Annotated in this window: 12 protein-coding genes; 7 read left to right on the forward strand and 5 right to left on the reverse strand. The window is 56.4% G+C overall.

What is annotated here, in order from left to right:
* Positions 1-149: 149 nt before the first annotated feature.
* From AAAH10_RS00340 to AAAH10_RS00355, 4 genes are all read right to left on the reverse strand, one after another.
* Positions 150-1,373 (reverse strand): NAD(P)/FAD-dependent oxidoreductase, encoded by a 1,224-nt coding sequence (locus AAAH10_RS00340; protein WP_343559323.1) that lies wholly within the window; start codon positions 1,371-1,373, stop codon positions 150-152.
* Between the two features lie 15 nt (positions 1,374-1,388).
* Complete coding sequence (locus AAAH10_RS00345) at positions 1,389-2,750, reverse strand: aminotransferase class III-fold pyridoxal phosphate-dependent enzyme (protein ID WP_343559326.1); 1,362 nt, start codon at positions 2,748-2,750, stop codon at positions 1,389-1,391.
* A gap of 14 nt (positions 2,751-2,764) precedes the next feature.
* Positions 2,765-3,868, reverse strand: a complete 1,104-nt coding sequence (locus tag AAAH10_RS00350; RefSeq protein WP_343559329.1) for a mandelate racemase/muconate lactonizing enzyme family protein — start codon at positions 3,866-3,868, stop codon at positions 2,765-2,767.
* Between the two features lie 110 nt (positions 3,869-3,978).
* Positions 3,979-6,444 (reverse strand): FAD-dependent oxidoreductase, encoded by a 2,466-nt coding sequence (locus AAAH10_RS00355; protein ID WP_343559332.1) that lies wholly within the window; start codon positions 6,442-6,444, stop codon positions 3,979-3,981.
* A 107-nt stretch (positions 6,445-6,551) separates the two neighbouring features.
* Here AAAH10_RS00355 and AAAH10_RS00360 point away from each other — a divergent pair, with 107 nt between their 5' ends.
* Genes AAAH10_RS00360 through AAAH10_RS00375 form a run of 4 tightly spaced genes read left to right on the forward strand, consistent with a single transcriptional unit; the run spans position 6,552 to position 10,415 of the window.
* Positions 6,552-7,403 carry a MurR/RpiR family transcriptional regulator gene (locus AAAH10_RS00360; RefSeq protein WP_343559335.1) on the forward strand — a complete coding sequence of 284 codons (852 nt, stop codon included), beginning with the start codon at positions 6,552-6,554 and terminating at the stop codon, positions 7,401-7,403.
* Entirely contained in the window at positions 7,400-8,494 is a 1,095-nt protein-coding gene (locus AAAH10_RS00365; RefSeq protein ID WP_343559337.1) for an aromatic ring-hydroxylating oxygenase subunit alpha, read from the forward strand. The genes AAAH10_RS00360 and AAAH10_RS00365 overlap by 4 nt, the downstream gene beginning before the upstream one ends.
* A 58-nt stretch (positions 8,495-8,552) precedes the next feature.
* Complete coding sequence (locus AAAH10_RS00370; RefSeq protein ID WP_343559339.1) at positions 8,553-10,004, forward strand: aldehyde dehydrogenase family protein; 1,452 nt, start codon at positions 8,553-8,555, stop codon at positions 10,002-10,004.
* Between the two features lie 30 nt (positions 10,005-10,034).
* Positions 10,035-10,415, forward strand: a complete 381-nt coding sequence (locus AAAH10_RS00375) for a carboxymuconolactone decarboxylase family protein (protein ID WP_343559342.1) — start codon at positions 10,035-10,037, stop codon at positions 10,413-10,415.
* An 89-nt stretch (positions 10,416-10,504) separates the two neighbouring features.
* On the opposite strand, the gene AAAH10_RS00380 is transcribed toward AAAH10_RS00375, so the two are convergent.
* Entirely contained in the window at positions 10,505-11,038 is a 534-nt protein-coding gene (locus AAAH10_RS00380) for a YHS domain-containing (seleno)protein (RefSeq protein ID WP_343559345.1), read from the reverse strand.
* Between the two features lie 249 nt (positions 11,039-11,287).
* Between AAAH10_RS00380 and AAAH10_RS00385 the strand changes: the two genes are divergently transcribed.
* From AAAH10_RS00385 to AAAH10_RS00395, 3 genes are read left to right on the forward strand one after another with little or no spacing between them, the layout of a single operon-like run.
* Positions 11,288-12,214, forward strand: a complete 927-nt coding sequence (locus AAAH10_RS00385) for a CE1 family esterase (RefSeq protein ID WP_343559348.1) — start codon at positions 11,288-11,290, stop codon at positions 12,212-12,214.
* 35 nt (positions 12,215-12,249) lie between these two features.
* Complete coding sequence (locus AAAH10_RS00390) at positions 12,250-13,506, forward strand: CaiB/BaiF CoA transferase family protein (RefSeq protein ID WP_343559351.1); 1,257 nt, start codon at positions 12,250-12,252, stop codon at positions 13,504-13,506.
* Positions 13,499-15,136, forward strand: a complete 1,638-nt coding sequence (locus AAAH10_RS00395) for a thiamine pyrophosphate-binding protein (RefSeq protein ID WP_343559352.1) — start codon at positions 13,499-13,501, stop codon at positions 15,134-15,136. The genes AAAH10_RS00390 and AAAH10_RS00395 overlap by 8 nt, the downstream gene beginning before the upstream one ends.
* Positions 15,137-15,149: the final 13 nt, after the last annotated feature.

Here is a 15,149-nt window from a genome sequence, read left to right on the forward strand (position 1 = left end):
AATGAACGCGCCAGGGAGTGCTCACCCCGCCAGTGTTTCAAAAGATACCCCATGGAAAATCCCCCAAACAACTCATCACTACAATCCATAGCCGGGAAAAGTGTTTGAGGGAACCTTTCCTGTCAGACCCCAGCGCCCTGTGGCAGCAATCAGGCTTTCAGCAGCGCTTTCAGATCGATTGAAAGATCGCTCACCATATCCTTTGAAGGCGATTTCCCGCTTTCAATCAGACGCTTGCCCACCATGTAGGCCCGCGCATCGTTCATGGCATCAACAGCAAGCAGACGATCGCCTTCGTAATACCAGACAGACTGGACAATATCGTCGCTCTTACGTACCACAACATTGTCGTAACCGGTATTCAGGCCAGCGATTTGAAGCTTCACCTCGTACTGGTCAGACCAGAACCACGGCTTGGCAACATAACTTTTGTCCTGTTCCATGATGTTGGCCGCCACAAGATTGCCGTGATCAATGGCATGACCAACGGATTCAAGACGAATCTGCCCGCGCTCGTGCGGGAAGGAGGCACAGTCCCCGATTGACCAGATGGATGGATCAGACGTCTGTCCCTTTTCATTGGTCCGGATACCGTTCTCGACAGACAGACCCGCCTGCTCGGCCAGCTCGGCGTTGGCCGTAACGCCAATCCCCAGAACAACAAAATCCGCGGCAAGCGTCTCGCCATTTGCCAGTGTTGCACCCGAGACAGTACCTTCACCCTCCAGGCGTTCCAGAGAGGTGCTTTCAAGGATGCGAACACCCCTTTCGCTGTGGAGCTTTCTGAAATAGTCGGATGTTTCCGGTGCCGCAACACGCTGCAGAATGCGTTCGGAGGCTTCAACCAGTGTCACCTCAAGACCAAGCTTGACGGCAACAGCAGCAACTTCCAGCCCGATGTAACCGCCACCGATCACCAGCAGCCGTTGCCCTTTACGAACATGGGGAGCCAGCCGGTCAATATCGGCGATGCTGCGAATGGTAAAACAGTTGCCCAGATCACCACCGGCTGCCGCAGGCAATCGGCGCGGTGTCGTTCCCGTTGCCAGAACAAGGTTCTCGTACTCCACAACATCCCCTCCGACCGTCAGGGACTTTGCGGCCGGATCAATTGCCTCGACACGCTGTCCCAGCTTCAGGGAAATGTTCTGGTCCTCATAGAAGGAGGATGGTCGGAGAAAGAGATCCTCCCGTCCCGTTTCATTGAGGAGATAGGCCTTGGACAAAGGCGGGCGCTGATAGGGAGGAAAGTCTTCTTCCCCGATCAGGGTGATCGGCTTTTCATAGCCAAGAGCCCTGAGTTTGGAGGAACAGGACAGGGCAGCCTGTCCTGCACCGACGATAACGGTTCCCTTGATGGTGTTGTCTCCCATTAGGCTTCCTTTTTTCTACACACACTCACGATCAGCGATTTCGAGTGTTCGATCCAGAATATCCAATCCGATCTTTAAGTCTTCAGCAGAAATATTCAAGGGAGGAGTTAAGCGAATCACATTGGAAAAGAAACTCAGATAAAGACCCTGCTCCATGGCAAAGGACATCATCTCCGCCATCGGCTTTGCTTCAGCGCCTTTCGCACCAAAAGGAACAAGCGGTTCGCGGGTCTCGCGATTTCTGACCAGTTCAATACCGTTGAAGAGGCCCAGACCGCGAATATCACCAATCGACGGATGCCTTTCGGCCAGCCTGTGCAGTTCCGATCGCATCTTTTCCCCCATGGCTGTGGCATGGGTCAGGGTATCCTCTTCCTGCATGGCGCGGATCGCTGCCACCCCTGACGCACAGGCCAGCGGATGCCCCGCATAGGTCAGACCACCCGGCAGGGGCGTGGTCTTCAGCCAGTCAGCAATATCCTTTGAAACAGACATCGTTCCCAGCGGCACATAGCCGGAATTGATCCCCTTGGCACCCGTCATGATATCCGGCTCGACACCCCAGTGATCAGTGGCAAACCACTTTCCGGTTCGCCCGTATCCGGCCATGACCTCATCAAGGATCAGGAGGATACCATGTCTCGAACAGACCTCCCGGATGGACTGCAGATAACCGTCCGGCGGGACAATAATCCCGTTGGTTCCGACGACGGTCTCAAGGATGACAGCCGCGACAGTGTTCGGGTTTTCGTACATCAGGAGTTCCTCAAGATGAGGCCCTCCCCGGCAAACCGGACAGTTCCCGACATCGGAATGCCCCATGGGGCAGCGATAGTGATAGGGGTCCAGCATGCGTACAATACCGGGCATATCCGCGCGGGTCAGGTGATGACGGGGATCACCGGTCAGGCTGAGTGTGCCACCTGTCGCGCCATGATAGCTGCGGTAGCGCGCAATGATCTTTGAACGGCCTGTGTAGTGTCGCGCCAGTCTGATGGCCGTCTCGTTTGCAGCCGAACCACCCGTTGTAAAGAATGTCGAGGTCAGGTTCTTCGGTGTGATCTCCAGCATGAGTGCGGCCAGTTCGGAGCGCACATCCGATCCCATCGCGGGGCCGATATAGCAAAGGCGATCGGCCTGTTTCTTGATCGCTTCAACAATCCCCGGATGCTGGTGCCCCAGATTGGCATTGACCAACTGGGACTGAAAATCCAGATAGCGCTTTCCGGTGCTGTCCCAGAACCAGCTTCCTTCGGCTCCTGTAATAACAGGAGGACGCCCGCCCTGTTTGGACCAGCTTTGAAGATAATGCTCACCGTGGATTTCCTGAACCCATTCCGGATCGTGTGTCGGATAGTCATTGCGAAAGGCGTTCATAACAGTACTCCTCTTCAGGAAAAGACAGCATCGGGCCGGCCCAGCAGATCCGGATCAGGAGAAATCCCCAGCCCCGGCCCCTCCGGCGGGCGAATACGCCCGCTTTGCCGGATCGGTCCGTCCGGCGCCAGTCTCGGCCCGACATAAAAACTCAGGTCGCAGGTGTTCATGATCCCGCGCTCCGGCGTTGCTGCAGCCAGATGCAAAAGGGCAGCGGTGGTAATATCGCTCCCCCAGGTGTCCTCGATACACATCTGTGTGCCCAGATCCAGACAGAGATCCCGCAGGCGACGCATCCGCGAAAGGCCGCCCATTTTCGAAAGCTTCAGGGCCGCCGCCTGCATGCATCCCCTGCGGTGCCCTTCCAGCATGGACAGGCTGTCCTGTGCAGACTCATCCAGCTTCATCGGCAGGCCTGTCGCACGGCGAACCTCGGCACATTCGTCAATGGTGCGACAGGGCTGTTCCAGCATGATATCCAGATGGGAAACTGCCCGTCCTGTCCTGATCGCGGTCAGGGCATCCGATCCGCAGTTCCAGTCACCATAGACAAGCGATCCCTGCCCGACAGCTTCCCGCACCCGGATCAGGCGTTCTGCGTCAGCCTGCCAGTCCCTGTCTGCTCCCAGCTTGACCTGAAATTGTCGCATGCCCTGATCATGGGCATCTCTTGCCATTCTCGCCATCTCGTCAGGAGCAACACAGGTGATGGAGTGATAAAGCGGCATGTCCTCAACCTGACGCCCCCCCAGCAAGGCATAAAGCGGCAGGCCTGCAGCCTTGCCCATCAGGTCCCACAGCGCCGTATCAATCATCGACTTGGCGTAAGAATGCCCCTGCAGATGATGATCCAGCCGTTCCATCAGGGCTTCCGGCCCAACAGGAGAAGCCCCCAGAATCAACGGGGCCATCTCCTGAACAGCGGGGATCACGCCGCCTGCATAGGCTGGCAGGTAATGGGGGATGGGGCAAACCTCGCCCCATCCGCAAAGACCTGTATCCGTCTCGAGTCTGACAACAGTTGAAACTGTTGTGTCACAGGTCTTGCCATCGGCCATATAATAGGTCTCGTGACTTGTAAGGGGCACAGACCAGAGATGAATGGATTTTATTTTCATTCGTAAACCTCCACCGGTTCTCCCAAAAGCTCCAGTTCAGGAGCAACTCCCAGACCGGCTGTCCGGACCGCCATGTCCTGTCAGGACAACCGCTTTCATCCATTCCGCGATCATGCAGCCCCGTCCATTCTCGGAAGCCTGTTTTCCGGATCATAGGCAGCCTGTCCCAGAATGCGGCCCGCTCTCGACTTCCCGGCAATCAGAACGGTGATCTCCTGACTGGCAACATTCGCTTCCGGCCTGATGTAGGCAAAGGCGAGGATCTTTCCGACGGAATGACCAAAGGCCACAGAAGCCGTGGTGCCAACAATCTCTCCGTTCACCAGGACCGGCTCGCCACCGTGTCCGTCCTCAATGCCATCCGGGTCAATTTCCAGATAGGCGCAAATCCAGGGCATTGTCCCGTTTTCAGCCTGATCGGCACTGAGCCTTGTTCTGTCAGAACCGAGATACTCCTTGTCCAGGGAGACAAACCGCATGACACCGGCTTCCGGCAAGGTCACCTCGTTCGTCAGCTCCCCCGCACCCGGAAAAGCCTTCTCCATCCGCATGGAATTCATGGCAAAGGAACCATAATCGACAATACCGTGTGGTTCCCCGGCCTTCCAGAGAGCCGAGTAGACATCCACGCAGGCCTCATCCGGCATGTGAAACTCCCACCCCAGCTCACCGGCATAGGACATGCGGAACGCCCAGACCCTGTGACCGGCCACCACAATTTCCTGCGCCGTCAGCCAGCGGAAACCGGCATTGGACAGATCGGCATCAGTACAGGCTGACAGCACCTCTCTTGAATTCGGACCATTCAGGCTGAGGGCAGACCACTGCTCTGACAAGGCCCTGATGGCCACATCCTCTGCCTTGCGGTTGAAATGGAGATGATCCAGCAGACGCTGCTCAAAAAAGGCTGCACAAACCAGATAGAAGCGATCAGCCGCCATGCGCACCAGCGTTGTTTCCAGCTCGATGCGTCCACGCCTGTTCAGCAGGTGCGTCAGGATAATCGAGCCATCCCTTTGCGGCATCCTGTTCGCCACCAGACGATCCAGCAGGGCATGGGCATCCGGGCCGGAAACCTCGACCTTGGTGAAAGCCGTCACATCCATGAGACCGACTGACTTGCGGACAGCGCGGACCTCCTCACCAACGACATCAAAGACCTCATTGCGCCTGAAGCTGTAGTGGTCGCGTTGCTCGACACCGTTTTTCGCAAACCAGCGCGGGCGTTCAAAACCATAGACCTCTTCGTAAACAGCTCCCTTCTCCTTCAGGATTTCATAAAGCGGTGACGGCTTGATCGGACGTCCTGCCAGACGATTGAAATGCGGAAAGGGAATTTCATGACGCAGACAGTAATCTTCATGCGCCTTGATTACCTGCCAGTCCTTGTTGGCATAGGCGCCAAAACGCCGCGGATCAAACTCACGCATGGAAATGTCGGCTGCACCATGCACCATCCATTTGGCCAGTTCACGGGTCAAGCCCGGCCCCCAACCAATCCCGATCTGGGTTCCGCAGCAGCACCAGTAGTTCCGCACACCCGGCGCCGGACCGATCATCGGGTTGCCATCCGGCGGGTGGGAAATCGCGCCGTGGACTTCACGGGTAATCCCCAGTTCCGCAAAGACAGGCATCCGCTCCATGGCATTTTCCAGCCACGGCATAATCCGGTCATAGTCCGCAGAGAAAAGCTCGTTTTCGGCTTCCCACGGGCAGTGATCCTCCCAGACAGAATTGGAGTTTTCCTTCTCGTAAATGCCGATCAGGCCCTTTTTCTGCTCCATCCGGATATAGCCGGACACCATCCTGTCATCGCGCACCACCGGCAGTTCAGTATCCAGTTCCATGAACTCGGGGACATTTTCCGTGACAAGATAGTGGTGGGTCATGCTGGTCATGGGCAGTTGCAGGCCGGACCACTCACCCATCTGGCGCGCATAGGTTCCTCCTGCATTGACAACATGCTCGCAGACAATGGTTCCCTGTTCCGTTTCAACAACCCATTCACCGTTTGCATTCTGTGTGATGTTGGTCACGCGGCACCGACGGAAAATCCGCACACCTTTCAAGCGTGCACCCCGCGCAAGCCCCATGGTGACATTTGACGGATCGACATGACCGTCATCAGGAGTATAGAGGGCTCCCAGGACACCCTCCAGATTATAGAAGGGATGTTTTTCAGCGATAAAGTCCGGCCCGACCAGCTCGATATTGAAGCCCAGCGAACGCCCGACAGACAGCGTGTGACGCAACCAGTCCATCTCGTCTTCGGTATAGGCCAGACGGAAAGAACCGCAACCATGCCAGGTGACGACCTGTTCGGTCTCTTCCTCAAGCATCCTTGAATAGAGCTCGATGTTGTAGTCCACCATCTTGCCCAGACCATAGGAACTGGTGGAGTGGGTGATCTGGCCCGCCGCATGCCATGTGGAGCCACTGGTCAGCTCGGCCTTTTCCAACAGGACAGTCTCCTCACCCCAGCCTTCATGAGCCAGATGGTAAGCCAGACCACATCCCATTACGCCGCCGCCAACGATCACAACCTTTGCACGGCTTGGAAACTCTCTCTCACTCATTGTCTTTTCCCTGAACGGTGTCACATTTTTATGGACAGACTAAGAGTATATTTGTACCGTCGTCAATCATGAATGACACAAATGTATCAGAATCCGTTTTAAGCCGCTTGTCCGAAGAATGGGATGCCCTCTCTCCGGAAGCGCAAAAAGCCGCCCGCTACGTTCTGGAAAACCCCCAGGACGTTGGCGTTTCAACAGTGCGTGAAATTGCAGAGGCCGCCAAAGTCAAACCCAACACCTTTGTCCGCATGGCACGGCAGGTGGGCTTTGAAGGCTATGACGATTTCCGCGAACCCTTCCGCGACGCCATACGCCGGGGCAACGCCTCCTTCCCCGACCGGGCCAGATGGCTTCAGGGTATCCGCAAGCAGGGAGCCATGGGTGACCTCTATGCCGATATGGTGTCCAACACCCTGCGCAATCTGGAGGAAACCTTTGCCGGGATTGACGAGCCACAGCTCAGGGCCGCAGCAGAAGCCATCTGGAATTCGCGGGATGTCTATACTCTCGGCGTTGGAGTAAACAGCGCAAACGCACAGAACTTCACCTATCTGGCGCGCACCGGCATGGTTCAGTTTCACACCATTCCCCGACCGGGCTCCGTTCCCATCGACGACATTGCCTGGGCCGACCGGCGCGACGTCCTGATTGCCATCACCTGCAAGCCCTATCGCACCGAAGTGGTGGAAGCTGTCAGGGTCGCCAGAGAACAGGGTATGACCGTTGTCGCCCTGTCAGACTCCCTGGCCTCTCCCATCGTCAGAATGGCCGACCACCCCTTTGTCGTTTCTGTCGACACACCACAGTTCTTCCCGTCATCCACGGCGGTTATTGCTGTGCTGGAAACCCTGCTTTCCTTTGTCATTGCCTCTGCAACAGATGAAATTGTCGAGCGGGTAGAAAAATTCCACAAACGCCGTTTTCAACACGGGATCTATCAGGAGGACAACACGTCATGACCACACCTCTGACCCGCAGTCTGGCTGCCCATTACTATACGGATCCGGCTGTTTTCGAGCAGGAACGAAACGGTTTGCTGTCAAGAACCTGGCAGTTTGCCGGACATGTTTCCCAGATTCCCAACATCGGGGACTACTTTGCCTTCGAGATCGCAGGTCAGAACCTCTTTTGCATCAGGGGGCGCGATCAGGTCATCCGCACCTTCTACAACGTCTGCCAGCACAGGGCCCACGAACTGGTGAATGGAAGCGGCAACAAGAAGGTCGTGGTTTGTCCGTACCATTCCTGGGCCTACGAACTGACCGGCCAGCTTCGCGCCGGGCCGAACCTGAAGAAGGTTCCCGGGTTCGACAAATCCGAAATTTGCCTGACAGAGGTCAGAACCGAGGATTTTCTCGGCTTTATCTTTGTCAATCTGGATGACAACACACCATCCATGGATGAATGGTTCCCCGGTGTGCGCGATGAAATCCGGGAATTTGTCCCTCATGTTACGGACCTCGCCCCCCTGGAATGGGTCGAGATACCGGAGCACTGCAACTGGAAGGTTTCAATCGAAAACTATTCGGAGTGTTATCACTGCCCGACAAACCATCCGACCTTTGCAACAGGTGTCATCAAACCCGAAACCTATGACATCCAGCCCGACGCAAACGGCGGTTACGTGCTGCGCCATGTAACAGAATGCCAAAGCCTTGAAAAAATGACCTACCCCATTGATCTGGAAAGCAATCCGCGCGCCGGGGACTATCAATCCTGGTTCCTGTGGCCGACCTTCTCCTTCCAGTGTTATCCGGGCAACATTCTCAACACCTATCACTGGCGTCCCCATTCCGTGGACAGCTGTACGGTCTGGCGAGGCTGGTACACCGAACAGGGTCATGAAAGCGACGTCATTCGCGACCTTGCCATCCAGGACAGACAAACAACCGTTGCAGAGGATATCACTCTTGTCGAAAGCGTTCACAGAGGCTTACAGTCAAAAGGCTACAAACCGGGCCCCCTCGTCCTCGATCCTGCCTGCGGTGTTCTGTCGGAACATTCCATCGCAAAGCTTCAGGAGTGGATGAAGGAAGGCGCGGAGCATTAACGGCTTCATCAGTTCAAAAAGAACACACCCGAAAAATCCCGCTCAAAGAGACGATCAAATGACAGAGACAAAACCCTACTGGCAAAACTATATTGACGGAGAATGGGTCGATGGCGGCTCTGGCCGCATCGACGTGATCAATCCCGGCACCGGCGAAAAACTGGCCGAGCAGGCCCTTGCAAATGCAGCGGATGTCGATCGTGCCGTCCAGGCTGCAAAACGCGTTCATCTGTCGGGTGAGCTTTCAGGTCTTCGCCCTGTCGAGCGGGGCAGAATGGTCCGTAAAATGGGCGAATACCTGCTGGAACACAGGGACGAGATCGCCCGCGTTCTGACCTTGGAACAGGGCAAGCCTCTCTGGGAAGCAGAGCTGGAAATCAGCGGTTGTGCGCGCTACATGGAATACTACGGCAACCAGGCTGAAACGGTTGAAGGGCGATCCATTCCACTGGGTGACAGCTACTTTGATTTCACCGTTCACGAGCCGCGCGGGGTTTCCGCCCAGATCATTCCGTGGAACTACCCCATGGAAATGACAGCCCGTTCCCTTTCAGCCGCACTGGCAACCGGCAATACCGTTGTGATCAAAACACCGGAAATGACTCCCCTGACCAATGCGTGGTACGCCCATGCCGCTGAAGCCGTCGGCCTGCCCAAAGGAGCAGTCAACATTCTCTGTGGTCTGGGCCATGAAGCCGGAGCAGCCCTCTCGGCCCATCCCGGTGTTGACCAGATTGTCTTTACAGGTTCCGTTCAAACAGGCATCGCCATTGCCTCCGCAGCAGCACAAAACGTTGTGCCCTGCATTCTGGAGCTGGGCGGAAAATCTGCTGCCATCGTTCATGAAGACGCCGATCTGGATGCCTTTGAGCGCGATGTTCGCTGGGGAATTTACTTCAACGCCGGACAGGTTTGCTCTGCCATGTCCCGTGTGATTGCCCACGAGTCCATCCACGATGAACTGCTTGAACGCATCAGCGGCATTGCAAGATCACTCTCTGTCGGGCCGGGCATCGAACGCACAGAGTTTGGTGCCAACATGGGCGCAATGGTCAGTGAAGGCCAGCGGGACCGTGCGGAAGGAATGGTCCAGCAGGCTCTTTCCGAAGGTGCAAACCTCGTAGCCGGCGGGCGCAAGCTCAATCTCCCCGGAGCCTTTCTCGAGCCGACAGTTCTCGGCAATGTAACACCGGACATGACCATTGCCCGCGAAGAGGTCTTTGGCCCTGTTCTGTCAGTCCTGAAATTCCGCAGTGACGAGGAAGCCATCGCGATTTCGAACGGCACTCCCTTTGGTCTGGTCGGCGGCATTTTCACAAGAGACCTGCAGCGCGCAACGCAGGCGGCTCAGCGTATTCGCGCAGGGCAGATCTATGTCAACGAATGGTATGCCGGTGGCGTCGAAACACCTTTCGGTGGTTATGGACAGTCAGGCTATGGCCGGGAAAAGGGCCGCGAGGCACTCTGGAACTACGTTCAAACCAAGAATATCGCCATCAAGCTGGGATAATCAGCAGAACCATCAACAGGGAGAAAACTCATGGACAAGGACCTCTTTGAAAAGGGTCTCGAACAGCGCAAGGCCACTCTGGGCGCCGAATACGTCGAGAAGAATCTGGCCGCAGCAGACGACTTCACTCGTCCCTTCCAGGAAGCCATGACAGCGTGGTGCTGGGGTTTTGGCTGGGGAGATGACACCATTGATCCCAAAACGCGCTCTATGATGAACCTCTCCATGATCGGGGCACTCGGCAAAATGCACGAGTGGGAGATCCACTGCCGCGGCGCTCTGAACAACGGTGTTACCAAAGACGAAATCCAGGCCATTATTCATGTTATCGGCATCTATTGTGGCGTTCCCCAGTCACTGGAGTGTTTCCGCGTGGCCCGAAAGGTTCTCGAGGAAAGAGACCTTCTCTAGGATTTGACATCGCACCATGCAAAAAGGCTCCCCGTCCGAAGACCGGGAGCCTTTTTCATCCCCTGGAGGGGACAGCAATCAGGACAGGATTATCCCTGGACCGGTGCCTGGGTTGAATCAAAGTCAGGAACAGCCTTGTTCGGGGAATCTACCGCTTCCAGTGACTTCCAGTTGTGCTCGGCCTTGTCGATATTGCCCGGGATATCGCTCTCCCAGAAACCGACAACGTTCGGTGTGATGTTCAGATAGAGAGTGCCGTCAACAATGCGCCACAGAAGCGGGTTCGCAGGCACCTTGCCGTTCAGGGATGCGCCATAGGCACAGTGACCGTCATAAGCCGGAACGTATTGGGCCGGGTTTGCCTTGAACCTCTTCAGGTTTTCCTCGGAAGCAAAAGCCCAGTTCGCACCGTTGTATTCTGCAACATACTTGAAGCTGCCGCGCTCTGGCGCAGGCTGCGGAGACCCGACAGGAGCCTGTTTGTCTTCAAGGTCAAAGTAGGACACAACATCATAGCCGCTTACAGCAAAGCCGGTATTGTCGATGTATTGCTCACCAGCAAACGCAAAGCCGGAAGACAGAAGGCCGAAGCCCAGAACAGAAGCAAAAGCGAGTTTACGCATTTGAAATCTCCAAGGTCACAGTTTTAATCGCTAAAGAAATCCCACCCGCAAAACGGGCGTTCACAAGAACCTGAAATCAATATAGGTCCGACTTCCGGGGAAAACTTATAAAAAACTCCTCACGTTTTTGTGTGCCTTCTGTTGGCATGCTGTCATTGGTCCAAATGCTTTTTTGACGATATAAGAAGTTGTCCTGAAATGGCCCCTTTCAGGTTTTAAAACGGACATTCCTTCGACGGATCACGATTTATGACCAGCCTTTCTGCCTTGCCGGCCCCCATCAGCAGCAGACGAAAAAAACGGACCCCCCCGACGGCTGCCTTCAGCGGCCTCACAACCCGTTTTTGGATCAGCCTGCTTTTTCTTCTGTCCCTGCCTTTGCAGGCAGCACAGGCGCAATCCCGAACCGGGGAAAGCTGCGGCGAAACCGAACCCTGCATGGTCTCAAACGGCTTCTACAACATCACCCTGCCGGAAAACCACACCCCGGCCAGTGAAGAGCCCGTTGCCGCCATCATGTTCTTTCATGGCTGGCAGGGGCAGTCCTCTGCCGTGATGCGCAACAAAAGTCTTGTTCGTCTGGCCCGGCGTCTGGGTGTCGCCCTGATCGCCCCCAATGGCGAGGGCAAGACCTGGTCCTATCCGGGTTCTCCCAGACAGCACAGAAACGAGTTCGACTTTATTCGTGCCGTGCGCGAAGACGCGATTGAGCGCTTCAACATTGCACCCGACAGAATCATGGCCACCGGCTTTTCCATGGGCGGGTCCATGGTCTGGAATCTTGCCTGTTTCAGCGGCGAAGACTTTGCCGGATTTGCCCCTGTGGCCGGCGCATTCTGGGAACCGCTCCCCGAGCGATGTCCCTCTCCGGTCCCCAACATGGTTCATGTTCACGGCACCAGTGATACTGTTGTCCCCATCGCCGGACGCCCGATTGGACTGCAATGGAAACAGGGCGACATGTGGGAAAGCCTTGCTGTCTGGCAAAAACAGGGGCAGTTTGAAGCCAGCGATGAAAATCTGGCCGAGGACGGAAGACTGACCTGCCAGATCTGGACGGACAGGGCTCCGAGCGACCTCTTCGAAGTTTGCCTCCATTCCGGCGGACACTCCATTCGCACGGAATGGGTTGAACGGGCCTGGCAAAAACTGTCAGAAGCAAAGGGTTGGCACTAGCCGGTGCCTTACAGAAAAGGAACAGCGACACACCAATGACCAGGGAATTCACCAACGGTCCTTTGACAGGACTGCGTGTTCTTGACCTCTCACGCATTCTGGCCGGACCAACCTGCACACAACTTCTCGGCGACATGGGCGCGGACATCATCAAGATCGAGCGTCCGGTCCAGGGCGATGATACACGGGGCTGGGGTCCTCCCTTTGTTCAGGACAGGGAAGGCAGGGACACCCGCGAAAGCGCCTACTATCTCTCGGCCAATCGCAACAAGTCCTCCCTTGCGCTGGATATCACCTCGACAGAAGGACAGGGCATCGTTCGCGAACTGGCAGAAAAGTGCGACATTCTGGTTGAAAACTTCAAGGTTGGCGGCCTTGCGAAATACGGGCTGGATTACGACACACTCAAAACCGTCAATCCATCACTGATTTACTGCTCGATCACCGGTTTCGGGCAAACAGGTCCCTACGCCGATCAGGCCGGTTACGATTTCCTGATTCAGGGAATGGGCGGGATCATGAGCATAACCGGAGAACCTGCAGAACGGGGCGGCGCTCCGACCAAGGTTGGCGTTGGCATTGCCGATGTCATGTGCGGCATGTACGCCTCCAGCGCCATTCTGGCCGCGCTTCATGCGCGCCAGCACACAGGCCGGGGACAACACATTGATATCGCCCTGCTCGACAGTCAGATTGCATGGCTGGTCAACCAGGGTGTCGCCCACCTCGTTTCCGAACAGACACCGCAACCGCTCGGGAACGGCCATCCAACCATTGTCCCCTACGAGACCTTCCCTGCCAGCGACCAGCATTTCATTCTGGCTGTGGGCAATGACAATCAGTTCCGCAAGTTCTGCTCCCTTGCCGGATGCGAGGAACTGGCTGACAATCCGGACTATGCCACCAATGCCAACCGTGTCCGCAATCGCGACGCCCTCGTTCCACTGGTTGCTGAAGTCACCGGGACCAGAACGGCACAGGAATGGATTGATCTCCTGTCTGCCAATGCCGTTCCCTGTGGTCCTGTCAATGATATTGCCCAGGTCTTTGCCGATCCGAACACAACAGAGCGCGGCATGAAAATCACCCTGGCCCATGCAGCCTCTGCACAGGGCAGCGTGGATCTGATAGGAAACCCCATCAACTACAGCGACACCGCTGTCACCTACAGAAAAGCTCCTCCCGAGCTGGGGGAACACAGTGCAGAAGTGCTTCGCACTGTTCTGAACAAAAGCGACGATGAAATTGCCGAACTGGCAGAAAAAGGGACGATTGGTTTACATCATGACTGAGAAACGCGGTGCAGACATTATTGCCGAAAAGCTGGTTGAAGCCGGCGCCACACATGCCTTTGGCATGCCGGGCGGCGAAGTTCTCGGACTTCTGGACGGCTTTTTGCAGAACGGCATTGACTTCAAGCTGACACGCCACGAGAACGCAGCAGGCTTCATGGCTGAAGGACACTGGCATGCCACCGGCAGGCTCCCCGTGCTGGTTGCCACCATTGGCCCGGGTGCTGCCAACGCCATCAATGTCGTGGCCAACGCCATGCAGGATCGCGTGCCCATGATCTTCTTTACCGGCTGTGTTGATGAAATCGAGGAACACAGCTACACCCACCAGGTTTTTGATCACCGTGCCCTGCTTGCCCCGATTGTCAAAGGCAGCTTCCGCGTCGCCAAAGGCGCTGTGGGGCGGATCATGGACAAGGCCATCCGTCTTGCACTGGACGGGCAGCCCGGACCGGTTCACATCGATCTGCCCATTTCCGTTTCGGAAAAAACCTCCCCCGAAGCATACTGGCCCCTTCAGCCCATGATTGCGCCTGTGACTCCTGCGACGGGACCGGCCCTGCAATCGGCACGCGAGGCTCTCCTGAAGGCAAAGCACCCGCTGGCTGTTGCCGGTGTCGATGCCGTCAACGAAGGCGCAGGTCAGGAGATCACGGACTTCTGCACCCGCTTCAACATCCCCCTTGTAACCTCCTACAAAGGCAAGGGACTTCTGGATGAAAGCCACCCGCTGGCTCTGGGCGGCGCCGGGCTTTCCCCGAAGGCTGACAAGCACCTCATGCCCCTGATTGCAGAGGCGGACTGCCTTGTGCTGCTGGGGTATGATCCCATTGAAATGCGGACCGGATGGCGCGATCCCTGGGCGCAGGATGTTCCTGTTATCGACATCACACCGGCAGCCCGCTATCACACCATGCACTATGCCAGCCACACCCTGCTCGGCACGGTCCGGGACACCCTTCCCCTTTTGACAGAAGGCCTGGAACCCGGGAAGGAACGCTGGAACAGCAATCGTCCTGCCGAGGTTCGTTCTGCCCTGAAGGAAGCCTTTTCTGTTTCCAAAGACAGCTCCGCCTTTGGACCGGAACAGGTTTTTGACACGCTGCACAAATGCCTGCCGGAAAACACCATCGTCACAGCGGACAGCGGGGCGCACCGCATTCTGGTCAGCCAGATGTGGGAAAGCACCAGTCCGCGCAGCTTCCTGCAATCCTCGGCCCTGTGCACGATGAGCTGTGCCGTGCCCCTTGCCTCCGGCTACAAAATGGCACTGGAGGAAACGGGTCGGGATGTTCCTGTTCTGGCCTTCGTCGGAGATGCCGGGCTGGAAATGGGACTGGGAGAACTGGCGACACTGCGGGAATACAAACTGCCTGTTGTTGTCTGCGTTCTCGTTGACGAGAGCCTCGCCCTGATCGAGCTGAAACAGCGCAACTCAAACCGCCAGAACAGCGGCGTTGATTTTACAGGCAGCAACTTCCCGGCCATTGCCGAAGCCCTGGGCGGTCACGGTGTCTGGATTGATGACGAGGAAACCCTCAAGGCAGAAGCCGATGCAGCTCTGAAACGCGACTGTTTCACCCTGCTGGCCTGCCGCATTGGTCGCAAGGCTTACGACGGAAAGTTTTAGGGTTTTCAACATC

It is taken from the genome of Carbonatibacter coralli, assembly GCF_039592655.1.
Lineage (GTDB): Bacteria > Pseudomonadota > Alphaproteobacteria > Kiloniellales > Kiloniellaceae > Carbonatibacter > Carbonatibacter coralli.

Bases quoted from the DNA above. Each gene is read 5' to 3' on its own strand.
- AAAH10_RS00340 (WP_343559323.1), bottom strand. From the start codon at position 1,373: ATGGGAGACAACACCATCAAGGGAACCGTTATCGTCGGTGCAGGACAG.
- AAAH10_RS00345 (WP_343559326.1), bottom strand. From the start codon at position 2,750: ATGAACGCCTTTCGCAATGACTATCCGACACACGATCCGGAATGGGTT.
- AAAH10_RS00350 (WP_343559329.1), bottom strand. From the start codon at position 3,868: ATGAAAATAAAATCCATTCATCTCTGGTCTGTGCCCCTTACAAGTCAC.
- AAAH10_RS00355 (WP_343559332.1), bottom strand. From the start codon at position 6,444: ATGAGTGAGAGAGAGTTTCCAAGCCGTGCAAAGGTTGTGATCGTTGGC.
- AAAH10_RS00365 (WP_343559337.1), top strand. From the start codon at position 7,400: ATGACCACACCTCTGACCCGCAGTCTGGCTGCCCATTACTATACGGAT.
- AAAH10_RS00370 (WP_343559339.1), top strand. From the start codon at position 8,553: ATGACAGAGACAAAACCCTACTGGCAAAACTATATTGACGGAGAATGG.
- AAAH10_RS00375 (WP_343559342.1), top strand. From the start codon at position 10,035: ATGGACAAGGACCTCTTTGAAAAGGGTCTCGAACAGCGCAAGGCCACT.
- AAAH10_RS00380 (WP_343559345.1), bottom strand. From the start codon at position 11,038: ATGCGTAAACTCGCTTTTGCTTCTGTTCTGGGCTTCGGCCTTCTGTCT.
- AAAH10_RS00385 (WP_343559348.1), top strand. From the start codon at position 11,288: ATGACCAGCCTTTCTGCCTTGCCGGCCCCCATCAGCAGCAGACGAAAA.
- AAAH10_RS00390 (WP_343559351.1), top strand. From the start codon at position 12,250: ATGACCAGGGAATTCACCAACGGTCCTTTGACAGGACTGCGTGTTCTT.
- AAAH10_RS00395 (WP_343559352.1), top strand. From the start codon at position 13,499: ATGACTGAGAAACGCGGTGCAGACATTATTGCCGAAAAGCTGGTTGAA.